General features: G+C 30.4%; 20 protein-coding genes. 17 read left to right on the forward strand and 3 right to left on the reverse strand.

Features of this window, described 5'->3' with window-relative positions; all coding sequences use genetic code 11:
• The first annotated feature begins 88 nt into the window (after positions 1 to 88).
• Both CLSA_RS04910 and CLSA_RS04915 read left to right on the forward strand, forming a co-directional pair.
• The gene (locus tag CLSA_RS04910; RefSeq protein WP_022744305.1) at positions 89 to 958 is read left to right on the forward strand and encodes an ABC transporter ATP-binding protein; all 870 of its coding nucleotides are present in this window, start codon (positions 89 to 91) and stop codon (positions 956 to 958) included.
• Complete coding sequence (locus CLSA_RS04915) at positions 958 to 1689, forward strand: ABC transporter permease (protein ID WP_022744306.1); 732 nt, start codon at positions 958 to 960, stop codon at positions 1687 to 1689. Before CLSA_RS04910 ends, CLSA_RS04915 begins: the two co-directional genes overlap by 1 nt.
• A 287-nt stretch (positions 1690 to 1976) precedes the next feature.
• Here CLSA_RS04915 and CLSA_RS04920 read toward each other — a convergent pair whose 3' ends face one another.
• Entirely contained in the window at positions 1977 to 2555 is a 579-nt protein-coding gene (locus tag CLSA_RS04920) for a DUF6143 family protein (RefSeq protein ID WP_022744307.1), read from the reverse strand.
• A 46-nt stretch (positions 2556 to 2601) separates the two neighbouring features.
• Positions 2602 to 3222, reverse strand: coding sequence for a hypothetical protein (locus tag CLSA_RS04925; protein WP_022744308.1), 621 nt, complete (start codon positions 3220 to 3222; stop codon positions 2602 to 2604).
• A gap of 269 nt (positions 3223 to 3491) precedes the next feature.
• Here CLSA_RS04925 and CLSA_RS04930 point away from each other — a divergent pair, with 269 nt between their 5' ends.
• The 9 genes from CLSA_RS04930 to CLSA_RS04970 all read left to right on the forward strand — a co-directional run bounded on the left by CLSA_RS04930 (position 3492) and on the right by CLSA_RS04970 (position 15859).
• Positions 3492 to 4475: an HlyD family secretion protein gene (locus CLSA_RS04930; protein WP_022744309.1), complete on the forward strand. Its 984-nt coding sequence runs from the start codon at positions 3492 to 3494 to the stop codon at positions 4473 to 4475.
• Positions 4476 to 4494: 19 nt separating this feature from the next.
• A complete protein-coding gene (locus CLSA_RS04935) occupies positions 4495 to 5148 on the forward strand; it encodes an HlyD family secretion protein (RefSeq protein WP_022744310.1) in 654 nt (217 codons plus the stop codon).
• Between the two features lie 12 nt (positions 5149 to 5160).
• Entirely contained in the window at positions 5161 to 6684 is a 1524-nt protein-coding gene (locus CLSA_RS04940) for a DHA2 family efflux MFS transporter permease subunit (protein WP_022744311.1), read from the forward strand.
• A gap of 31 nt (positions 6685 to 6715) precedes the next feature.
• Positions 6716 to 7210 carry a MarR family winged helix-turn-helix transcriptional regulator gene (locus CLSA_RS04945; RefSeq protein WP_022744312.1) on the forward strand — a complete coding sequence of 165 codons (495 nt, stop codon included), beginning with the start codon at positions 6716 to 6718 and terminating at the stop codon, positions 7208 to 7210.
• Positions 7211 to 7626: 416 nt separating this feature from the next.
• Entirely contained in the window at positions 7627 to 8409 is a 783-nt protein-coding gene (gene motA, locus CLSA_RS04950) for a flagellar motor stator protein MotA (RefSeq protein ID WP_022744313.1), read from the forward strand.
• A 17-nt stretch (positions 8410 to 8426) separates the two neighbouring features.
• Positions 8427 to 9173, forward strand: coding sequence for a flagellar motor protein MotB (locus CLSA_RS04955; protein WP_022744314.1), 747 nt, complete (start codon positions 8427 to 8429; stop codon positions 9171 to 9173).
• Between the two features lie 171 nt (positions 9174 to 9344).
• Positions 9345 to 11363: a methyl-accepting chemotaxis protein gene (locus CLSA_RS04960; protein WP_022744315.1), complete on the forward strand. Its 2019-nt coding sequence runs from the start codon at positions 9345 to 9347 to the stop codon at positions 11361 to 11363.
• Between the two features lie 461 nt (positions 11364 to 11824).
• Positions 11825 to 15262, forward strand: a complete 3438-nt coding sequence (locus CLSA_RS04965) for a pyruvate carboxylase (RefSeq protein ID WP_041716093.1) — start codon at positions 11825 to 11827, stop codon at positions 15260 to 15262.
• A 126-nt stretch (positions 15263 to 15388) separates the two neighbouring features.
• The gene (locus tag CLSA_RS04970) at positions 15389 to 15859 is read left to right on the forward strand and encodes an RpiB/LacA/LacB family sugar-phosphate isomerase (protein WP_022744317.1); all 471 of its coding nucleotides are present in this window, start codon (positions 15389 to 15391) and stop codon (positions 15857 to 15859) included.
• A gap of 434 nt (positions 15860 to 16293) precedes the next feature.
• Here the strand turns inward: CLSA_RS04970 and CLSA_RS04975 are convergent, their stop codons facing one another.
• Positions 16294 to 18429, reverse strand: a complete 2136-nt coding sequence (locus tag CLSA_RS04975; protein WP_022744318.1) for a sodium-translocating pyrophosphatase — start codon at positions 18427 to 18429, stop codon at positions 16294 to 16296.
• 346 nt (positions 18430 to 18775) lie between these two features.
• Here CLSA_RS04975 and CLSA_RS04980 point away from each other — a divergent pair, with 346 nt between their 5' ends.
• From CLSA_RS04980 to CLSA_RS05005, 6 genes are all read left to right on the forward strand, one after another.
• Positions 18776 to 19921, forward strand: coding sequence for a pyridoxal-phosphate-dependent aminotransferase family protein (locus tag CLSA_RS04980; RefSeq protein ID WP_022744319.1), 1146 nt, complete (start codon positions 18776 to 18778; stop codon positions 19919 to 19921).
• Positions 19922 to 19942: 21 nt separating this feature from the next.
• Positions 19943 to 20476, forward strand: coding sequence for an ECF transporter S component (locus CLSA_RS04985; protein ID WP_022744320.1), 534 nt, complete (start codon positions 19943 to 19945; stop codon positions 20474 to 20476).
• Positions 20477 to 21027: 551 nt separating this feature from the next.
• Positions 21028 to 21708 (forward strand): ribose 5-phosphate isomerase A, encoded by a 681-nt coding sequence (gene rpiA / locus CLSA_RS04990; protein WP_041716095.1) that lies wholly within the window; start codon positions 21028 to 21030, stop codon positions 21706 to 21708.
• An 86-nt stretch (positions 21709 to 21794) separates the two neighbouring features.
• Positions 21795 to 22766: a Gfo/Idh/MocA family protein gene (locus CLSA_RS04995; protein ID WP_022744322.1), complete on the forward strand. Its 972-nt coding sequence runs from the start codon at positions 21795 to 21797 to the stop codon at positions 22764 to 22766.
• A gap of 96 nt (positions 22767 to 22862) precedes the next feature.
• Positions 22863 to 23714: a MurR/RpiR family transcriptional regulator gene (locus CLSA_RS05000; protein ID WP_022744323.1), complete on the forward strand. Its 852-nt coding sequence runs from the start codon at positions 22863 to 22865 to the stop codon at positions 23712 to 23714.
• A gap of 32 nt (positions 23715 to 23746) precedes the next feature.
• Entirely contained in the window at positions 23747 to 24667 is a 921-nt protein-coding gene (locus CLSA_RS05005) for an aldo/keto reductase (RefSeq protein ID WP_022744324.1), read from the forward strand.
• Positions 24668 to 25212 lie beyond the last annotated feature (545 nt).

Consider the following 25212-nt stretch of genomic DNA (forward strand, 5'->3'; position numbering starts at 1 on the left):
CATAAATATATGCTCCATTTAATATTTAAAATACTCTTTTTAAGGGAATTTTATGTTTTTTATAGTCAATTGTTGTGATAATTGACTTATGAAAACAGAAGGAGGTTTTAAATTGCAGAATATAGCTTTTATGAAAAATGTTACAAAGGAATTTCAAGGAAACAAAGTTTTGAAAAATTTAACTTTCAGTATTGAAAAAGGTGAAATTTTTGGATTCTTAGGTCCAAGTGGAGCAGGAAAAACAACTATAATTAAATTGTTGACATCTCAATTAGTAGCAGATAGTGGTGAGATTAAAGTATTTGGAAAAGATGTGAATGAACATAAAAAAGATGTTTTTAAATATTTCGGAATACTATCTGATAATAGTGGAGTATATGATAGATTATCAGTTCTAGATAATTTAATGTTGTTTGCTGAGATAAATGGTGTTCCTAAAAATAATGTTTTGGAAATATTAGAAAAGATAGGATTAAGTGAAGCGATAAAAAAGGAAGCTAAAAAGCTTTCAAAGGGTATGAAGCAAAGACTCATGATAGCAAGAGCAGTAATTCATAGACCTAAGTTATTGTTTTTAGATGAACCTACTTCATCTTTAGATCCAGGATCAACGTTAGAAATTCATAAACTTCTTAGAAAACTTAATGAGGAAGGAACTACAATATTTTTAACAACTCATAATATGGAGGAAGCAGATAAGCTTTGTGATAGGATAGCTTTTTTAAATTTTGGTGAAATAGTCGATATAGGAAGTCCGCAAACTTTGAAGTTAAAATATGTAAATGATGATATAAAGGTAATCTTAAAGGGTTCAGATAAAGAAATTTTACTTAAAAATAATATAGAAGGTGCTCAAAAAATTAAAGATTGGATGGAGCAAGGACGTCTGCTTACAATTCATTCTATGGAGCCAAGTTTAGAAAAAATATTCTTAAAAATTACGGGGAGAGAGTTATAATGGAATTTTCAATGACAAGAGTAAATGCATTAATTAAAAAAGAAATAAAAGATTTGAGTAAAAATATGAATATTGTAATGATGTGTGCATTTCCAATTATATTTTGTATTATTTACTTAAAGTTATTTGAAGGAAATACATCGAATGTTGAGATTGATAAAGTGCAGATATTGCTTTTATGTATAAATATAAATTTTTTATTAGTATCTTGTTTTAGTATAGTTGCAATGATTGCTGAAGAAAAAGAGAAAAACACTCTTAGAAATCTTATACTTTCAGGGGTAACACCTTTAGAATTTTTAATTGGAAAGATGATTACTATACTTTTAGTATCAGTAATCATAGATATAATAATGTTTTTTATTGTTGGAATAGATATTCAATATTTGTGGAAATATGTAATTCTAACTACTTTGGTAGTTGTTAGTATGATAGAGATTGGTGCTATATTAGGAATAATTGCTCAAAATCAATTGTCAGCGAATATAATAGCTATGCCTGTTATGATGTTCTTTTTGTTTATAGCAACGTATGCAAAATTTAATGAAAGTATAGAAAAAATAGCAGTATTTTTGCCTAATTATAATATTAATATTATATTAGATAAGATATTTAAAGGTTCCAATATAAGTATTGAACATGCATATGGTATTTTTGTAATTTTAATTTGGATAGTAATTTCTGGAGTTGCTTTTGCTTATGTATATAAGAAAAGGAGATTAGATAATTAGTCATAATGATATAATTGCAAATGGGTGGAAAAAATCGAAACATAATCTTGAAACATTATATCTCAGACGTCTATTTTACATTCAGAATATTTATATATTTGAATTTTAACAATTATAAAAGGTAATATAAGGCATATGAAAAAAATAATAGATCAAGGATGCAGCGCATATTTAGTGTCAGACTAGAAAGTAAAATCAACTCATAGTGAGTCTATTAATTGATTTTACTTACGTAGTATGACGCAAAATAGGCAAGCATACTGGTCTGTTATTTTTTTTCACGTGGCTTAGTAAATTATTTTATCCGAATTATTTACAGGTTCTTCCCACCAGCCAAGTGCAATATTGCCTTTTGCAGGTTTGTTTGGTGTTTCAAGGTTAGATAACAAAATAATAAATGAACCACCAGGGGGAAAAATAAATTTTCCATCTTCTTCTTCTGCAATTGTAGAGTCAGGTGGGGCTATTCTATTAAAGGCATTAACTCCGTCTTGAGGATATTTAGTAACATTATTTTCTTTAATTAATTTTGCTTTTGGCTTAGGTAATGGGCACAGAGCAGTATTTACTGGAGTTACTAAATTAGATTTTGTTGGACAACCGCGTGGGATTGAATTAAACCATATCTGCGCTTTTATTGGTGAGTCACCGTAATTAGTAACAGTCCAAACATAAAGATGAAGATTAACTCCAGAATGGCGAGGATTTATTAGTCCGCCCCAAGCTTTTTTGCCATTATCAAACACGAGATTGCCAGTATTGCCTACAAAATATTTTCCTTGTAGTGAAAGATATAAAGCATAAGGCATACTAGCTATTTGGGTTATAGGATTTGGTAAAATAATTGAATTGTTAATGCATTCCATAATTATCATATCTCCTTAAAATATTTTTCTGGTAATAGTGCTTAATTTATTTTACAGTATCATTATTACAAGTATATTGGAATTGTGGTTGTGTTTGAATATAGAATCCATTTCTTACTTGAGATATCCAATTTTGAAAGATTTCTAACCAAGCATTGCTCTTAAAGAAATCTTCAAATGAAACGTTAGGGTTCCATTCTAAAAGTAAAAATGGTGCAATGCCAAATGACCAAATTCCGTTTTGTTCTACTCCAGTTTCTCTAATGAGTAAAATAGGAAGTCCGTATTGATAAGCCATTGCGGGTTCAATTTGTGCAAATGGACTTCCTTCCCAAATTGTTTGATTTTGAGGTTCTCCAAGGTTGTTTTGAATTACATTTACTTGGCGTTGCTGTAGATTAAGTGCCATAAATCCATAACTTGACAACATCATTCTTCTGATATTTGTTAATGGAGTTTCAGGATACTGTTCAGAAATTGGTAAGGTACGTGGGAATAATAAAGCTTTTCTTATTTGCCTAATTATATTATCAACAAATTGTTGTTGAATAGAATTAAGTCTACTTGGATGACTTAAGAATACTGGAATTCTAAATAAGAGTTTTGATGATTCTTGCATCAATAAAGTAGGCTTAGCTGCTTCGTGTTTTTGGGTATCTAAATTCATTTAGTTCACCTCATAATATATTTTTTATTTAAAGAAATATATATTTCTATATACATAATATGGTGTAGACTTTATGAATGTTACGACAATATGTAGAATTTCTTATAACATAATGTAATATGGAGAGAAAATATAATGACGTAATTAGATGTTAAATAAAAAAATATATCGAATAATGTCTTGAAGATAGAAAAATATAGGTGTATAATACATACAGTTAGTATACGAACAATATGTATGAAAATAATTCACGTAGGGGAGGATTAGTTATGAAAAAAACTATTATAGTTTGTTTGATTTTAGCGACTATGTTAAGTGGATGTAGTGCTACAAATAATGGTAGTACAGATAATAAGTCGCAAACAACTGAAAATAATCAACAACAAACTAAAAATCAATACATAATGGCTGGGAAGATTCAAGCAAATGATCAAGCTAACGTATCTTCAAAGATTTCTGGAAAGGTTTCAGAAATATCTGTTGACGTTGGATCAAATGTAAATCAGGGAGATGTTATTGCTAAAATGGATACACAGGATTTGCAGGCTCAGGTAGATCAAGCACAAGCCGCTGTTAATACAGCAAAAGCAAATTTAGCAAATGTTATGAATAGTACACGTCCTGAACAAATAGAACAAGCGCAGGCAACTCTAGATAGTGCAACTGAAAGCTATAAAGTTGCACAAAAGAATTATGATCGTACAAAAACTTTAGTTGATGCAGGTGCACAAACACAACAGCAACTAGAAGTAGCTGAACAACAACGTGTAGCAGCAGAATCGCAACAAAAATCAGCGCAAGAACAATTAGATATGTTAAAGAATGGAGCAACAGAAACTAGTATAGATGTTTATAAAGCACAAGTTGGACAAGCCGAAGCAGCATTAAAAACAGCTCAAACAGCTTTAAGCAATACAACTATTACATCTCCAATTTCAGGAGTAGTAAATGCAAAAAACATAAATGTAGGTGAGATTGCATCAGCAGGTTCACCAATTGTTTCAATATCGAATTTGGATGGTTTATATGTAAATGCTTATGCACCATCAGATATTGTGAGTCAACTTAAGGAAGACCAGGATGTAGTTGTTAAAGTATCTGAAGTGGATGGTGTTGAATTTAATGGAAAGATAGAATTTATAAATTCAAAGTTAAATTCTCAAAGTACGAATATTTTGGTTAAAATAAGCTTATCAGATCCAAATTCACAACTTAAACCAGGTATGTTTGCTGAAATAGGATTAAAGGAATAAGAAAAGAGGTGATTTTAATATGAATGCAAAGCGTAAAATATTGATTATTGGAATTTTAGTTACAATTGTGGTAGCATTGGGGAGCATAGGATTTTATTATTGGTATGAAAATACATATTATGTTTCAACTGAAGATGCAAAAGTAAGTGCGGATTTAGTTAACGTAAATCCACAAATTCAAGGAAAATTATTAGAACTAAATGTAGATGAAGGTGATAAAGTTACAAAAAATGAGATCTTAGCACGTCAGGAAATGAATAGCCTTCCAGATACAAGTGTAGAACAGTCATTAATAAGATCTCCTATTAATGGTATAGTTGTAAAGAAACAAGGTACAGTTGGAGAGCTTGCAGCATCAAGTCAAACTTTATTTACTTTAATAGATCCTGATAAACTTTATATAACAGCCAATATAGAAGAAACAAAGATTGGAAAGATAAGGGTTGGAGAAAATGTTGATATTACTATAGATGAGTATGATTCACAAAAGTTTAGTGGAAAGATTAAATCAATAGGAGAAGTAAGTAATTCCGCTTTATCACTTTTACCATCATCAACTAGTGGTACATTTACTAAAGTAGTTCAAAGAGTACCTATAAAAATTCAACTTGATGATTTTAACAATAAGATACTTCCAGGAACTAATGCAGTTGTTAAAATTCATGTTAAGTAATGAGGTGGTATGATGGAAGAGAATAATAAGGGATTATTAAGCAGCTGGTTGGCGTTAGGTGTAGTTGTAATAGGAACCTTTATGTCTATATTAGACAGTAGTATAGTTAACATTGCTCTTCCTAAGATGATGTCTGTTTTTGGTATGCCATTAGATGATGCAAAATGGATACTGACATGTTATACATTAACACTTGGCGCAATTATACCATTAACAGGATATCTTCAAGATATTTTTGGAGCTAAGAAAATTTATATGTTTGCATTGGGGATGTTTACATTAGGATCATTGCTATGTGGATTTGCATGGAGTAGTGGAACTATGATAGCATTCCGTATAGTTCAAGCTCTTGGTGGTGGTATGATAATGCCAGTAGGAATGTCCATAATATATCAAATGTTTCCTAGGGAAAAGATAGGACTAGCTCTTGGATTTTGGGGAATAGCATCTATGGCAGCACCAGCTATAGGACCTACATTGGGTGGATATATTATTGAAAAGATGGATTGGAGACTTATTTTTAATGTTAATGTACCTATAGGTATAATAGGGGTAATAATGGCGGGTTTTTTATTAAAGGGAGTAGAAAGAAAGCCATTTAAATCCTTTGACATAATAGGATTTCTATCTTCTACAATTGGAATAGTTAGTATATTGTATGTTCTTGGAGAAGGATCTTCAATTGATTGGGGAAAAATACAAAATCCGATGTTAATGACTCTTGGATGTTTAAGCCTTGTATTATTTGTGGTAAATGAACTTACTCATCCTGATCCGCTGTTAGATTTGAGAGTTCTTAAGCTATTTGATTTTAGTCTAAGTTTAATTATAAGCAGCATTTTAACATTAGCACTTATGGGAGGAGCTTATATTTTACCGCTGTTTTTACAAAATGTAAGAGGTTACACAGCAATGCAGACAGGTCTTATTATGCTGCCTTCTGCTCTAGTGGTTGGTGTTATGATGCCCATAAGTGGTAATGCGTTTGATAAGATTGGAGCAAAGCCTCTTGTAATACCTGGACTTATAATATTAGCTATAAGTTCTTATGAACTGGCAAATGCTATAAGTATGGATTCAAGTAAATCGCATATAATATTTATTACCTGCATGAGATCAGTAGGACTGGGAATTGCCATGATGCCAATTAGTACTGCAGGAATGAATGCTGTGGAAACAAAATTAGTTGGAAGGGCATCAGCACTTAATAATACTATAAGACAAATATCAAGTTCACTTAGCATAACTATAATGTCTACTATTATGCAATCAAGGGCAGATTATAACTATTTAAAACTAGCAGAACAAATAAATGTGTACAACAAAACATCTAATGATACAATAAGTACTTTAACTAAAGTATTTATGCATTCGGGTTTATCCCAAAGTGATGCTAAAGTTTATTCAGTATCGCAGCTTGTCAAAATGATACAAGGTCAAGCTACTTTAGATGGTATGTCGTATGCCGTTATGGTAACAGTTGTCATAGTATTTGCAGCTATAATTTTAACTTTGTTTATGAGAACAAGAAAATAATTATAAAAAATAAATTAGGAAGGTGAAGAAAGTGAATTTTCGGAAAGAGTTGTCCAGTGCAAATAATGAATTAGTTCAAAAACAATCAGATGAGATAATTGAAGCATTTAAAAATATAAAAAAGGCTCTTAGATGTAAATTTGAAAAGATTGCAAAACAATATGGATTTACAGAACCTCAGCTTTCAGTGATCTTCCATCTATATAACACTCCGTCAATAACACTTAATGAATTAAGTGAACATATGATGTTAAGCAAAAGTACAGTTTCAGGAATAGTTGATCGTTTAGCTAAACAAGGAGTTGTAACTAGAGAAATACCTGAAGATAATCGTAGGATTGTAAAGCTATCAATTTCCGAAGAATTTAGAAAAAACAATGATATATGCACTATGAAAAAAATAGTCCTTTCTGATTTAATAACTAACTCCATAAGGAAAATGGATTCGGAAGATGTGGAAAAAATAATTTGCGGATTGAAAAAATTTAGCTTGTTATTAAATGACAATGATGAAGAACAACTTTAGAAGCATATCTTTAAAGTTTAATATAAATATAGGGAGTTATAATAATTTTTTTATTATGGCTCTTTTTATTGTTTTATAAATTTAAAAGTGCGGATATTGTGGCATTTTAGTAAGAAAATTATAATCTATAATGAAATAATAACTAAAATTAATAAATTTATTAAAGTAAATGAAAAAAATAACGAAATATAATATATAGTAAAAAAATGTGATTTGTTAGAAGTTAAATAATATCGAAAGAATTGCAGAAAGATAGCTTTCTGTTTATGAGAAGTATAGTATTATATGTTTAAAACATTTTGAGAAATATTAGGCAACAATCTATGTGAGAAGTGACCTATTAGACATTATAAGAATAATACTATTTCTTGAAATTTTAAATATCTAAAATAGACAAATATTTGAGGAGGTACAAAATGGACATTTTTTTAATTATTGGTCTAATTGGAGGTTTTGTGGTTGTAATTACGGCAATGCTTCTAAAGGGCGCTAGTATAGCTGTATTATTAAGTGGTGAAGCAGTAATGGTAATTATTGTTGGTAGTATAATGGCTATATTAAATTCTTTTCCAAAGGAGGAAGTTCTTAAGATTCCTAAAATAATAGGTGTTCTTTTTTCTGATAAGAATAAGGAAGATCCAGCTGAAATTATAGCACAGCTTGTAGAAATGTCTCAAACAACTAGAAAAAATGGGTTACTGTCACTTGAAAGTACAGTTCAAGGCTTAGAGAATAAGTTTATGAAAAAAGGGCTAGAAATGGTTGTCGATGGTTTAGAACCTGAACTTATAAGAGAAGTATTAGAAACGGAAATTGGCAGTATGGAAGAGAGACATCGTGTTGGTGCTGCAATATTTGCATCAGCAGGTGGTACAGCTCCAACGCTTGGAGTTTTAGGAGCTGTTATTGGATTAATTGGTGCCCTTGGAAATCTTAATGATATTGACAAGCTTGGAGAAAGTATATCTTCAGCGTTTATTGCTACTGTTTATGGTATTTTTACTGGATATGTAATTTGTCATCCATTCTCATCTAGATTGAAGAGAAAATCACTTGTAGAAGTAAATAATATGAATATTATTCTTGAAGGAATTTTAGATATTCAAGCTGGAAATAATCCAAAGAGTATTGAAAGAAAGTTAGTAGGAATGTTAGAACCAAAATCAAGAGGTAGATTTGAGGAAAACAATAATAACTAAATTAAAGGAGAATATCTATGGCTAAAAAAAAGCAGCATCATGAAGAGCACGTTGATGAAGCATGGCTTCTTCCGTATTCAGATATGTTAACTCTTTTGTTAGCACTTTTTATTGTTATGTTCGCTATGGGACAAACTGATAAAGCAAAGCTTCAACAGATGAGTAAACAGTTTAATATTATTTTTGCTGGTGGTTCATCTTTTATGAATAATGATGGAAATTCGGTAGTTCCAATGGAAGAAACTTCAGAAGGAACAGGTAAGAGTGATTCTGAGAATGAAGAAGATAAAATGACTCAAATTGAGAAACAGTTAAATGATGAAATTTCAAAAGAAAACTATTCAGATAAAATTAAAGTTGAACTTAATAATGATGGTTTAGATATTGCAATACAAGATATTGTACTTTTTAATTCTGGTGAGGCGGATGTATTACAAAATGTAAATCCGTTATTAACAAAAATTTCTGGAATGTTACAAGGATTGGATAACGAAATAAAGGTTGTAGGACATACTGATAATGTCCCTATAAGTAATTCGAAATTCCGTTCTAATTGGGACTTAAGTGCAATGCGTGCAATAAATGTAATGAATTTTATGGTTAGCTCAGGAGGAATTAGTCAGGAAAAAGTATCAATTCAAGCTTATGGAGATCAAAAGCCTAAGTATGATAATTCAACAGAAGAAGGAAGAGCAAAAAATAGAAGAGTAGAGATTTTTGTTGAACGTAAGTATCCACCTAAAACGGAACAAACTAATAAATAATGTACATATATAAGGCACAATCAAAAAATAAAGCTTCCTAAGTATTTCGAGGGGCTTTATTTTTTAATCAATATCATTATTACCAAATGGTGAAATATTTGCTAATAAGATTAACATAATAGGTATTTATAATATATATTTAAAAAATTCAATTTCAAGGAGGTACACGAAATGTGGAAAAAATTATCTTTTAAAATGAAATTACTAACGAGTATTTTGCCCACAGTAATAGTTGGAATGTTGGTTTTAAGCTGTACAGCGTTTTACCAATTTAGAGAAACTATTAAAAATGAGATAATTAGTAGTAGGATAGAGACAACCAATGAATTATCCGAAAATATTAATACTTGGTTAGAAGGCAAACTTTTAGAGGTAAGGAATTCCGCTAATACTCCAACAGCTAAATTAATACAATCTGACATTGATGCTGTTGATAAATTTAATTCAGATAGAATTAAGACTTTAGAAAAGAATTATCCAGGAGAGTATGATAATGCTTCAGCTACATTATTTAATAATGATGGTATATCTAGAGCACAATATTCAAATGGAAATTTTGTGGCGGGGAATGTTTCCGAAAAAATGTGGTATAAAGATTTAATGAGTGGAGTACCTTACGAAATATCAAATCCAGTAGTATCAAAGGGAACAGGTAAAACATTAGTGATTATTGGCGTGCCTATTAAAAACACATATGATCAATCAATAGGTACAATGATATCTGCTGTAAATCTTTCGTATATACAAGATAAAGTTAAGGATTTTAAATTTGGACAAAAGGGGTACAGTTTATTAGTTTCAAAAGATGGAACTATTCTTGTACATCCAGATGAATCATTAGTAATGAAAAATAAAATATCAGATGTAGATGATTCAAATGTTCAGAGCTTGGGCAAAGATATGCTTAATAATGAATCTGGTGTAGTAAGATTTACTTCAGGAAAAGATAATTTTATTGCATTTTACAATAAAATTCCGTTATCAGGATGGAGTGTAGCGAGCGTAATATCAGAAGATGAGTTATTTGCTTCTTCTCAAAAATTGATGAGTACATTACTTATAATTACAATGTTAATTGTATTGATAATAGGAGGAATTGTTGTTGTATTAGCAAGAAAAATAACAGCTCCATTGATTAAGTTATCTCATTTTTCGGAGGAAATTGCATCTGGTAATCTTACAAGTGAATTACAGATTGACACAGATGATGAAATAGGAAAAGTAGGAAAAAGTTTAAATAATACAGCACTTAAGCTTAAAGAAATGATAGGTGCAATACGTCATTCTGCTAATGAAGTCGATTCATTATCGGATAATTTAATTGTAGCTACAGAGGAATCATTAAAAGGTACTGATGAGGTTTCTCAAAGTATGCAGGAAATAGCTACAGGCGCTGTTTCACAAGCAGAAAGTGCAAGTAAGGCATCAATTATAACGAACGAATTAGTTGATGATATAGATAAAGTTTCAAAAAAATGTGATAGAATGATAACTGTAGTTGAAGAATCTAAAAAGGTGAGTACATTAGGTGCAAGCGGTGTTAAGGATGCTGTAAGTAGTATACAAAATATAGCGATAACAAATAGCTATAATGTTAAAGAAGCGAAAAACTTATTAGAAAAATCAAAAGAGATTGGGCAAATAGTATATGTAATAGGTGATATAGCGGAGCAGACTAATTTATTAGCGCTTAATGCTGCTATTGAAGCTGCTAGAGCAGGAGAACAAGGAAAAGGATTTGCTGTAGTGGCAGAGGAAGTTAGAGAGTTAGCTGAACAATCGAGTGCATCATCAATGAAGATAGCAGAACTTATAAATGGAGTTCAACAACAAATTGAAAACATAGCTGAAAAAATGGACGAAGGCACAAATGATGTAAAACATGGTGTTGATTTAGCAACTCAAGTAGGTAAAAATTTTAAGAATATAGAGAATGTTTTAGGAGAGATAAATTTGATTGTATCTGAAGTGTCAAGAGCATCAAATGAAATGACAGGTAAAGCTAATATTACAAATGAAGTTATAAGTAATGTAGCATCTATAACTGAGGAAAATTCAGCAGCGACTGAGGAAGTAACTGCTGCAAATGAAGAGCAGACGGCTTATATGCATCAAATTGGAGAAACAACAAATAAGTTGGAAGAGCTAGTTGGAAATCTAAAAAATACAGTTGATAAGTTCAAAATATAAGATATATTTTGAATTAACAATTATCTTTATAAGAACACTAATTATTTGACAAGAGTTTATATTAATTTAAATAGGTTAATATAAACTCTTATTTTGTTAAGGCACATTAAAAAATAACAGATCCATCTATCAAGTCTATTTTACATAATGTGGCATCAGCGGATTCCTCTAATAGCCAGTTATGAGAAAAATCAACTTTCTTGCCTAATGCAAAATAATCATGGCATTTTGAATTTGTTATTTTCTTTAATGTGCCTAAATAAACATAAATTTTTGTAACAAAGGTGCGTAAATTATGCTATAATTTGTATTGTATTATTCGTTAATAAAAAGCCATAGTAATAATGAAAATAGTTAATTTTAGAAGATAAAGGTATTCTTTTAAATTTACTAGGTAAGTTATGGTTTTTAAAAGTATTCATAAGCAAAAGCAAATAAAAATTAAAAGGAGTGTATTTAAATTGGGGAAAAAATTTAAAAGAGTATTAGTAGCTAACAGAGGTGAAATTGCTATAAGAATATTTAGAGCTTGCCATGAGCTTGGAATAAGAACTGTAGCGATATATTCAGAAGAAGATAAGTATTCTTTATTTAGAACTAAAGCTCATGAGGCATACCTAATTGGTAAAAATAAAGGGCCTGTAGAAGCTTATTTAAATATGGATGAAATTATTGACCTTGCATTGAAAAAAGATGTTGATGCGATACATCCAGGCTATGGTTTTCTATCTGAAAATGCTGAATTCGCAAGAAGATGTGAAGCTGCTGGAATAGAATTTATAGGACCAAAATCAGAGATGATGGAGCAGCTAGGAGACAAGATAAAATCTAAAATAGTTGCTAAAAATGTTGGTGTTCCAGTAATACCAGGAGTAGAGAAACCAATTGAATCAGAAGAAGAAGCAATTAAAGTAGCATCAGATTGTGGATATCCAGTTATGATAAAAGCGGCAGCAGGTGGCGGCGGAAGAGGAATGAGAATAGCAAGAAGCGAAAAAGAACTTGTTGATGCATTCAGAAGTGCTAAAAATGAAGCTAAAAAAGCTTTTGGTATAGATGATACATTTATTGAAAAGTACATAGAGGGACCAAAACATATTGAAATTCAAGTTTTAGGGGACAAATATGGAAACATAGTTCATCTTTATGAAAGGGATTGTTCTATTCAAAGAAGACATCAAAAAGTAATAGAGTTTACACCAGCATTATCTTTAACTCAAGAAAAAAGAGAAGAGATATGTGCAGATGCATTGAAAATAGCTAAATCAGTTGATTATAGAAGTGCAGGTACTTTAGAATTTTTAGTAGATATGCATGGAAATCATTACTTTATAGAAATGAATCCAAGAGTTCAAGTAGAGCATACTATTACAGAAATGACTACTGGGATAGATATAGTTCAAAGCCAAATCTTAATAGCAGAGGGATTTAGATTGGACTCGGATGAAATAGGAATACATTCCCAAGCAGATGTTAAAACAAGAGGATATGCAATTCAATGTAGAGTAACTACAGAAGATCCTGCAAACAATTTCTCGCCAGACAATGGGAAAATTGATGTTTATAGAAGTGGTGCAGGTTTTGGTATAAGACTTGATGGAGGAAATGGGTTCGCGGGTGCTATAATTACTCCTTATTATGATAGTTTACTTGTTAAGAATACTGCATATTCAAGAACGTTTGAAGATACGATAAGAAAATCTATACGTGCAATTAAAGAGTTAACTATTACAGGAATTAAAACTAATGTAGATTTCTTAATAAATGTATTAAACAATGAACAATTTAGAAAAGGTGAATGTGATACTAACTTTATATCAGATAACCCTCAATTATTTGATATATCACCAAGAACTGATGAAGAATTAAGAGTATTAAAATTTACTGGAGATATAATAGTAAATAAAACTAAAGGAAATAAAAAACAATATGATGTACCTGTCATTCCTCAAATAGAAACTTTAGATGCTTTAAGTGGTACTAAACAAATATTAGATGAGCAAGGTCCAGATGGATTAGTTAAATGGGTTAAAGATCAAAAGAAACTACTACTTACAGATACAACAATGAGAGATGCTCAACAATCTTTAATGGCAACTCGTGTTAGAAGCAGGGATATGATTAATATTGCAAAGGCAACAGCTGCTTATGGAAAAGATTTATTCTCTCTTGAAATGTGGGGAGGAGCTACATTTGATACAGCATATAGATTCTTAAAAGAGTCTCCATGGGAAAGACTTGAAGAGTTAAGAAAGAGAATACCAAATGTTATGTTCCAAATGCTTATTAGAGGTGCAAATGCAGTTGGATATAAGAATTATCCTGATAATGTTATTAGGGAATTCATAAAAGAATCCGCAAATAGTGGAATAGATATGTTTAGAATCTTTGATTCGCTTAACTGGTTAAAGGGAATAGAAACATCATTAGATGAAGTTTTAAAATGTGGTAAAGTAGCAGAAGTTGCTTTATGTTATACAGGTGATATTTTAGATACTAATAGAGATAAATATAATCTTAAATATTATGTAGATAAAGCTAAGGAAATTGAAAAGATGGGAGCACATATTCTTGCTATAAAAGATATGTCAGCATTACTTAAACCTTATGCGGCTAAAAAACTTATAAGTGCATTAAAGGATGAAATTTCAATTCCAATCCATTTACATACGCATGATACTACAGGAAATGGTGTTGCCACAGTATTGATGGCAGCGGATGCAGGTGTTGATATTGTTGATACTACTTTTAATAGTATGTCAGGACTTACAAGCCAACCAGCATTGAATTCGATCGTAGCAGCCCTTGGTAATACTAATAGAGACACAGGTATTGACTTAAGTGGAATTCAAAAGTTATCAGATTATTGGGATGTTGTAAGACCTGTTTATAGTGAATTTGAATCAGACTTAAAATCAGGAAGTGCTGAAATTTATAGATTTGAAATACCAGGTGGTCAATATTCAAACTTAAAGCCACAAGTTGAAAGTTTTGGACTTGGTCATAGATTTAATGATGTTAAGCATATGTATAAAAAAGTAAATGATATGCTTGGAGATATAATAAAAGTTACACCTTCATCAAAAATGGTTGGAGATATGGCTATATTTATGGTTCAAAATGATTTGACTCCTGAAAATATATATGATAAAGCAAAGAACATGGCGTTCCCTGATTCTATAGTTTCATACTTTAAAGGAATGATGGGTCAACCAGAAGGTGGATTCCCTAAGAAGTTGCAAGAAATTGTTTTAAAAGGTGAAGAACCTATAACTGTTAGACCAGGAGAATTATTGGCTCCAGAAGATTTTGATAAGATTGAAAAATACTTAAAAGATAAGTATAAATTTAATCCATGCAAAAAAGATATACTTAGCTATGCATTATACCCAGATGTATTTGAAGAATATATAAAATTTGTTCTAGAATATGGTGATGTAAGCCGTATGGGTAGTGATGTATATTTCCATGGATTATATGAAGGAGAAACTAGTGAAATTGAAGTTGGTGAAGGAAAAACACTTATTGTTCAATTAATTGAAATAGGTAAGCTTGATACCGATGGAAATAGAACTTTAGATTTTGAAATCAATGGGAATAGAAGAGAGATAAAAATAAAAGATAAGACTGAAAGAATTACAACTAATCAAAATGAAGATTCTACCAAAATGGCAGATACTTCAAGTAAATTAGAAGTTGGAGCAAGTATTCCAGGAAATATAATTAAAGTACTTGTATCTGAAGGTCAAGAAGTTAAAGAAGGCGAAAGCTTAGTAGTAATAGAAGCAATGAAGATGGAAACAAATATTGTTGCACATGCAGATGGTATTGTTGATGCTATTTTTGCAAAAGAAGGAGAACAAGTTAAAACTGGTCAATTACTAGTGAAAATGAAGTAAGAAAGATTATAATAAAATTTTATTAAGTTTAATCTAGAAAAGTGAAAGTAAAAGGCTTATGTTGTTTCTAAGCCTTTTACTTTGCTATATTAGAGACAATCAAAAAAATAATTGGAGGTATAGATAATGAAAATAGCTATGGCGAATGATCATGCAGGATATGCTTTAAAGGAAGAAATAAAGGGTTACTTGGAATCACAAGGGCATGAAGTAATAGATTTTGGAACTCATAATGAAGAAGCTTGTGATTTGCCTGATTATATTTATCCAGCAACAATGGCAGTTGCAGAAGGAAAAGCTGATAGAGGAATTTTTGTTGATGGAGTTGGATATGGCAGTGCTATGATTGCAAACAAAGTATATGGAATATATGCAGCAGTTTGTCAAGATCCATTCTGTGCAAGTTTAGCACGTGAACATTCAGATACCAATGTTCTTTGTATTGGTGGAAAAATAATAGGTTCAGCAATAGCAATGGAAACTGTTAAGACATGGATGACTACTGATCCTATTACAGATGTTGAAAAATATACAAGACGTGTAAATAAAGTAAAAGAAATTTCCGAAAAACACTTAAAGAAATTATCTGAAATATAATTGTATTTTTATTATTAGGCACATGAAAATAAATAACAAATACGAAGTTGCCATGGATATTTTTCATCAGGCAAGGAGGTGAATTGCCATCATAGCTGGCTATTATGGCAATTTGCCGAAGAAGGATGATGGAAAATAGGCTGACAAATGGACTTGTTATTTATTTGATTGTGCCTTAATGATATGACAAAATAATATTTTGTGAAATTAAAAAATACCTCAGGCTGTACTTCCGGAGGTATTTTTTTAGCTTAGGCATATGAAGGAAAATAATTAGTATATGATAAGATGCATATTTCTTGTCAGGAAAAATCAACATATTTATCTAATAGCTAGCTATTAGATAAATATGTTAATAAAGTATGACAGAAAATAGATTAGCATGTGATTCTAATATTTTTTGAATATGCCTTATTTATTATAAATTGGTATCCTTAACTAAACAATGCTACAAATACTAATGTTAACGTACTAACAAGTTTTATAAGTACGTGAAGTGATGGTCCTGCGGTATCTTTAAATGGATCACCAACTGTATCACCAACTACACTAGCTTTATGTGATTCTGAATTTTTACCACCATGTTCGCCAAGTTCGATAAGTTTTTTGGCATTATCCCAGGCACCACCACCGTTGTTTAGGAATAGAGCCATAATAACACCTGCGATTGTAGTTATCATTAAGAATCCAGCAGCAGCTTCCTTACCTAAAAGTACTCCAATTATTATAGGAGTTAAAATTACTAGTATTCCTGGAAGTACCATTTCTTTTAAAGCTCCTTTAGTAACAATATCAACACAGCTGGCATAATCAGGTTTAGACTTACCTTCCATTATCCCAGGAATTTCTTTGAATTGTCTTCTTACTTCTAATATTACATATTGAGCGGCTTTTCCAACAGCACTTATTGCTGTAGAACTGAATAGAAATACTAACATAACACCTACAAATCCACTAATAAATACTTCGGGTTTACCAATATCAACTGCAAACCAAGAATCTGATGGCATTCCTAGTATTTTTTTAACTTCATCTAAATATGAAGAAAATAATAAGAAAGTTGCTAGAGCTGCTGACCCTACTGCATAACCTTTTGTTAAAGCTTTAGTAGTATTACCACAAGCATCTAATCTATCAGTTATAATTCTAATTTCTTCTGGAGCACCTGACATTTCTGTGATACCACCTGCATTATCAGTTATGGGACCAAAAGTATCCATAGCAAGAATATATGTGCAAGTTGAAAGCATTCCCATAGTTGCTATTGCTGTACCATAAAAACCGGCATTTGATATGTTTGGTAGTGCTAAAGCACTTAATTTATATGCAATGAATATACATAAAGATATAAAAATTACAGGCAAAGCTGTGGATTGCATTCCAACTGATAACCCAGTTATTATGTTAGTTGCAGCTCCAGTTTCGGAAGAATTAGCTATGTTTTTTACTGGTTTGTGATTTATTGAAGTATAATAATCAGTAACTATTACAAAGATATAGCTGAGGAATATGCCGACAACTGCGCATCCGTATAAAAAAATATAATTTACTTTAGTTCCATCTGGAAGAGTTCCGCTTAACATGGTTTTAACTACGAAAAATAAAATTATCAAATTTATTAAAGATGTTATGCAAAAACCACTTTTTAGGGCTTTCATAGGGTCGTCAGTATCATTTTTTACTTTAACAGTAAATATTCCAATTATTGAAGCTATAATGCCGAAAGCACGTGCGATAAGAGGAAATACAATTCCTTTCCATCCAAATACAGGATAAAGTGAAACTCCAATAATCATAGCACCTATATTTTCAGCAGCAGTAGATTCAAAAAGATCAGCACCTCTACCCGCACAATCACCAACGTTATCACCAACAAGATCTGCAATAACAGCAGGATTTCTAGGATCATCTTCTGGAATACCAGCTTCAACTTTACCAACAAGGTCTGCGCCTACATCAGCAGCTTTTGTATATATACCACCACCAAGTTGTGCAAATAATGCAACAAATGAAGCACCAAATCCAAAACCTACTATAAGAGAAGGGGCTTCTTTTATAAGAATATCGTTTCCAGAATAACCACCATATATAAGAAAAAGAGATGAGACACCTAAAAGAGAAAGTGCAGTAACAGCAAGTCCAGTAACAGCGCCACCTCTAAGAGCTATTTGAAGGGCGCTATTTAAGCCTTTTTTTGCTCCAGCAGCAGCTCTTATGTTTGAATTTACAGCCATATACATTCCAATATAACCAGATAGTGCAGAGCAAAATGCACCAGTTATAAATGCTATTCCTATACGCAAAGATAAGGATAAGGAAGTTCCGGATCCTTTTGATGAATTGCCAAAATAATTACATATTACTATTATGATTAAAGTTACAATAGATAAGGCAGCGATGGTCTTATATTGTCTTTTAATAAATGCCATGGCACCTTCTTCAATGTAATTTGATATTTTTTGCATATCATCAGTGCCTTTATCTTGAGCAAATGTATATTTGACTAAGTAAGCTATTACCACAAGTGAAATGATTATAACACCATAAATAAAAGTGAAATATGAAATCATTGTGAACATCTCCTTTGATAAAAAATTTTAAAACCTATACACTTATAGTATATAGTTGAATTTGTGAAAAAATAACAAATAATTACAATCAATCTTAAGTATCAGATGAAGTACATATGCAGAAGATTAGATTGAGTTAAAAGCGTATTTTTAATTATTAATAGCACAATAATATAAGTATTAATTTAAAAATATCATCATGAAGTATTTACTTTATCAAATTATGTAAGTGTTGTAGTTGACTTGTTTTGTATATGAATGCTAAAAAATGTATCCATACAATTTACATACATTAAATGTTATGATATTTTATTAATAATAAGCAATAAGGGGGAAGTTTTGCAAAATGAATAATAAATTTGTTTATGCACCGGGGCCAACTGATGTAAGAGAAAATGTAAGGCTAGAAAGAGCAAAAGTTACAACTAATCCAGATGTTGATGAAGAGTTTGTTGAGTTTTATAAGTGTACCTGTGAAAAAATAGGTAAAATTATAAATACCAATAATTCTATTTACATATTGAGTGGAGAAGGAATTTTAGGACTTGAAGCAGCTTGTGCATCGATTACTGAATCCGGTGATAGAGTTCTTGTAATAGATAATGGAATCTATGGAAGAGGATTTAAGGATTTTGTGGAGATGTATGGAGGTGAGGCAATATATTTCTCGGGAAATTATGATAATGAAATAAATGTGGATGAATTAAGTAGATTTTTAGAAAAAGATCATAATTTTAAATATGCAACAATAGTACATTGTGATACACCGACAGGAGTATTAAATGATTTATCTAAAATATGTGTTTTATTAAATACATATGGAGTTTTAACAGTGGTAGATTCAGTTTCAGCCATGGGTGGAGAAGAAATAAGAGTTGATGATTGGAAGATTGATATAGCGCTAGGTGGATCTCAAAAAGCTTTTTCAGCACCCACAGGATTAACTTTTGTTAGTGTCAGTGAAAAGGCTAAAAAAGCAATGGAGAATAGAAAAAGTCCTGTAAGGGGATTTTATTGCAATCTTAATATTTGGAAAAATTATTATAAAGACAAATGGTTTCCGTATACAATTCCAATAAGTGATGTTATGGGATTGGACAGAGCAGTTCAAAACATTTTAGATGAAGGAGTAGAGAATGTACTTAGTAGGCATGAAAAAATAGCTGATGCAACAAGAAATGCTATAAATGAGTATGGATTAGAGTTGTTTTTGGATGGTGGATATTCAAATACGGTAACTGCGCTTAAAGTACCAGAGAACATAGGTGCTTTAAAGCTTAAAGATCATATGTTAAAAAAATATAACACTTTAATTATAACATCGTTAGAACCGTATAATGATATTATACTTAGAATAGGACATATGGGAGAAAATGCTCGATTAGAGAAAATAACATATGCATTAAATGTAATTGATAATGGATTAAAGGATTTAGGGTTTAAATCTGATAAGGAATTAGTTACTTTATTTAATAAGTATTTAAAAGATTAATACAAAAGAGGAGTGAAAACTGTGGAGTTTAATAGAAACAAAAGTAAATTTACAACAAAAGATATGGTACAAACTGCATTGTTAACAGCATTAGTATTTGTATCGACTTCGTTTATTAACATTAAGTTACCTATATTATCTAGTGGAGGCTTAGTTCATTTAGGAAATGTAATGTTATTTATTGCAGCTATTATTTTTGGAAAACAAAAAGGTGCTATAGCAGGAGCGGTAGGTATGGGACTTTTTGATTTATCATCAGGTTGGGCACTGTGGGCTCCATTTACGTTTATTATAAGAGGGGTTATGGGATATATAGTAGGATCTATTGCATGGAGTAAAGGAAAGAATGGATCTAACTTTATGATTAATCTATTAGCTATACTTGTATCGGCAATATGGATGATAGCGGGATATTATATTTCAGAAATAATTCTTTATGGCAACTGGGTTGCACCAATGGCGTCCGTACCAGGCAATATTACACAGCTTGTGGTAGGAGCAGTTATAGGATTACCAATTACAGAAGTTATCAGAAAATATATTAAATACATCTAGTTATTGACATATATTTAATTAGAGCTAATAAAAAGCTAAACAATATTATTATGAATTAAGAGTGATAATTGCTTAAGGTGATTATCACTTTTGTTTTAGTTATTATATATTACACAATTGTACAAAGTAACGTTTGTATAAGGCACATTCAAATAAATAACAAGCTCATTTACCAGCCTATTTCCCATCATGCTACGTCGTTAAATTGACCTAATAGGTCCACTATGAGGGCAATTCACCTCCTTGCCTGATGAAAAATATCCATGGCAAATTGGAATTGTTATTTATTTTCACGTGCCTAATTATTTTTACAAAGAATAAAATAAGTATTTTTAAAATACATTAGAAGTTTTTTGAGATACAACGCGAAATAAAATTTCATGTAATATAATATTGACGAAATAAATAACTCGTAATATTATAAAAGTATAGATTTAGAAACAAAAGTTATAATATCAATCTTTGAAATGAAATTCTGAGTTAGAATAAATATTAGCTTATAAATTAAGTATAGAATTTAAATTGTGTAAATAATGTGGGAAGGTATAAATATGAATGATAACGATTTAAAAAAGATTTGTGCACAAGAGGCAATGAAATATATAGAAAACAATATGATAATAGGTCTTGGTGGAGGAAGAAGTATAGGATATCTAATAGAAAATATAAAAGAGAATAAAAAACTTAAGGTTAAAGTGGTTACCCCTTCAGTAAAAACGAAGATGATTTGTGTTGAAAACGGAGTAGAAGTTTTGCACACTTGTCTTGTGGATAAAGTTGACGTTGCATTTGATGGTTGTGACCAAGTTGATGAAAATTTAAATGCGTTGAAAAGCAATGGTGGAATTCATACTAAGGAAAAATTAATTGCTAATATGGCTAGTCAATATATACTTCTTGTTGATGAAGGAAAAGTTGAAAAGAGCTTAACATTTAAATTTCCTGTTGTTCTTGAGATTTTAGAAGATTCTTTAAAATATGTTGAAAGAAAAGTATCAGAGTTAGGTGGAAAACCTGTAGTTAGAAGTAGTGGAATAAAAGATGGTTTTACTATAAGTGATAATGGAAATATATTGATGGATGTAACATTCAACAATGTCAAGGATGCTAATAAACTTAATAATGAGTTAATAAATATTTGTGGAGTTATAGAGACATCATTATTTACTGATGTTATTACTAAAGTAATTATTGCTGGTGAAAAGGGTGTTAGAATATTATCTAAAAATTAAATGACAAACAAAGATGGGTATAGAAATTATTTTTATGTATATTTTATAAAAATAACAGGTTTAATAATATGTATGAGGTGATATAAATGAATAAAATAAAATGGGCAATACTAGGACCTGGAACGATTGCGAAAGATTTTGCGAAAGCTATTACAGAAGTAAATGGAAGCATTTATGCAGTAGGTGCAAGAACTATTGAAAAAGCACAAAAGTTTTCAAGTGATTATAATGTAGAAAAAATTTATGGAAGTTATAGTGAAATGCTGAAAGATAGTGAAATAGATGTGGTTTATATATCAACACCACATTCCAATCATTATGAATATATAATGAAAAGTTTAAAAAACAATAAACATGTACTATGTGAAAAGGCTATAACTGTAAATGGAGATCAATTGAGAGAGATAGTTAAACTTGCAAGAGATAAAAATTTAATAGTAGCAGAAGCAATGACTATTTATCATATGCCTTTGTATAAGAAGTTACGTAAGTTTATTGATGATGGAAAGCTTGGAAAGATTAAAATGATTCAAGTAAATTTTGGAAGTTTAAAAGAATATGATGTTACAAATAGATTTTTTAGTCCAGATTTAGCCGGAGGAGCACTACTTGATATTGGTACTTATGCATTATCTTTTACAAGATATTTTCTTTCAAGTCAACCTCAAGAAATATTGACTACAGTAAAGAAATTTGAAACAGGAGTAGACGAACAATCAGGAATAATACTTAAAAATTCTGATGATGAAATGGCAGTTGTTTCGCTAACAATGAGAGCAAAACAACCTAAGAGGGGAATAGTATGTGGAGAATTAGGCTATATAACTGTTGAAAATTTCCCAAGAGCAGATAAAGCTACTTTTACTTATCCAGATGGAAGAGTTGAAGTTATAGAAGATGGTTATACTTCAAGAGCATTAGTTTATGAAGTCGAAGATATGAATAAGTGTATTATGAATAAAAGTACCAATTTTACTCAATTAGAGTTATCTATTGATGTTATGAGTATTATGGATCAAGTTAGAAATCAATGGGGATTAAAGTATTCTTTTGAGTAATATAAATTTAATGAACAAATGAATTTTATTTATTTTAATATTATAGTATTCTAATATGGTAAGTTTTTAAACCATATTAAAGGAGCAATAAATACGATGAAAAATATAGAAAAAAGTATTTTAGATAAAATTCTATGCATATATAAAAATTTATATGAAGCAGAAAAGAAAATTGCTGATTATGTTATAAACAATAAAGAAAAAGTTATCGAAATGACAGTTTCTGAATTAGCTATTGAAAGTAATGTAAGTGAAGCTACTATAGTTAGATTTTGCAAGAAATGTGGATTGAAAGGTTTTTATGATTTAAAGATAAATATTGCCAAGGAGATGGTTAATTCAAAAGAGCAATCAGTATCCAATAAGTTAGACTCTAATAATATAGAACAATCTCTTCAAAATATATTAGCAAATAAAATTGAAGAATTAAAGCATACTATATCAATGATGCGTGAAGATACTATAAAAAAAATATTGGATGTTATAAAGAATGCGAGAATTGTTCAATTTGCAGCAGTAGGAAATACGATACCAGTAGCCATGGATGGAACATATAAATTTAATCAGTTAGGAATATCTTCTGTTACAAATACTATATGGGAAACTCAACTTGCATTTGCATATACATTAACAAAAAAAGATGTAGTTATAGTTATATCTAATTCTGGATCTTCAAAGAAGCTTGTAACTTTGTTGGATATTGCAAATGAAAGGAACGCGACAACAATTTCTATAACTAACCATGAAAATTCTCCAGTAGCGAATAAAAGCACATATCATATAAATACATCGACAAGAGAAAAATTATTTTTAGATGAATTTAGTTTTTCCAGGGTATCTGCTATGGTTGTTATAGAAGTTCTGTATTTACTTTTAACAAGAGATAAAAAAGATTCATATAGTTGGATTAGCCAGCATGAACAGTCGATAGCGGATGGTAAGGTTTAAAAATATTAAAGGTGAGAGGGAGGAGGATAAAAATGAAAAATATAAATATCGGAAATAGTGGAATTGAGGTTTCAGAAATTGGACTTGGATGCATGAGGATGGCAAACATCGGAAAAAATGAAGCAGAAAAAATAATTAAAACAGCATTAGATGAAGGTGTCAATTTTTTTGACCATGCTGACATATATGGAAATGGAAAATCAGAGGAAGTTTTTGGTAATGCAATTAATATGAACTCATCAATAAGAGAATCAATAATTATTCAAACAAAATGTGCTATAGTTCCAGGAAAAATGTATGATTTCTCAAAAGAACATATTTTAAATTCAGTAGAAGGAAGTTTGAAAAGATTAAAAACAGATTATTTAGATGCATTATTATTGCATCGTCCAGATACACTTATGGAACCAGAAGAAGTTGCAGAAGCTTTTTCTAAGTTATATGAAAGTGGAAAAGTAAAGCAGTTTGGAGTTAGCAATCATAATCCAATGCAAATTGAATTACTTAATAAATATTTAAACAATAAGATAGTAATTAATCAAATGCAATTTAGTATAATGCATACAGGAATGGTTGATAACGGATTGAATGTTAATATGAAAATAGAACATTCAATAGATAGAGATGGTAGTATATTAGAATATTGTCGCTTAAAGGACATAACAATTCAAGCATGGTCTCCATTTCAATATGGATTCTTTGAAGGAACATTTTTAGATAATGATAAATTCCCAGAATTAAATAAAAAAATTAATGAGATTGCTGAGAAAAAGGGAGTAACAAATACTGCAATAGCAGCTGCGTGGATTTTAAGACATCCGGCAAAAATCCAAACAATAGTTGGAACAATGAATCCTAATAGACTTAAAGAAATATGCAAGGCGTCAAATGTAGAATTAACAAGACAAGAGTGGTATGAAATATATTTAGCAGCAGGAAATAAGCTACCTTAAAAATCAGTTAATGAATATGAATTAAAAGAACAAGTTAAAGATGTTATGTATATTTTGTGTTAGATAAGCAAACATGCTTGACTAATAGCTATATATTAGGAAGTATATTCGTGTAGTATAATACGAAATAGATTAGTATTTTGGCTTGTTTTTTTGATGTATTAAATTAACTTAGGTTCAAGGAGTTAACTTACAATCGTCTGCAAGATTGGTGTTTTTTTCATTTAACTAATCATTTGAACTATTGTTTTTAGCATAATATATAGTATTTCCATTATGCTTTGTGTTGGAAAGTATGTTGGAAAGTGTTTCGGTTAAGATAGAATCCGTTGCTAAGAGATGTGGGTCATTTAAAGTAGATTAAAAAAAGAGTTTGAAAAATTTAAAAAAGTTATTGACAGATTTTGAATCAGGTGATAAACTAAAAAAGTCGCGTGAGAGTGATGTATAAAAATAAAAAATAACAGCGAAAGTTGTAAAAAATGGTCTTTGAAAATTGAACAGAATATGATAAATACATTTAAGTAAACCAGCAATTTTTATTT

Source organism: Clostridium saccharobutylicum DSM 13864 (assembly GCF_000473995.1).
GTDB lineage: Bacteria > Bacillota > Clostridia > Clostridiales > Clostridiaceae > Clostridium > Clostridium saccharobutylicum.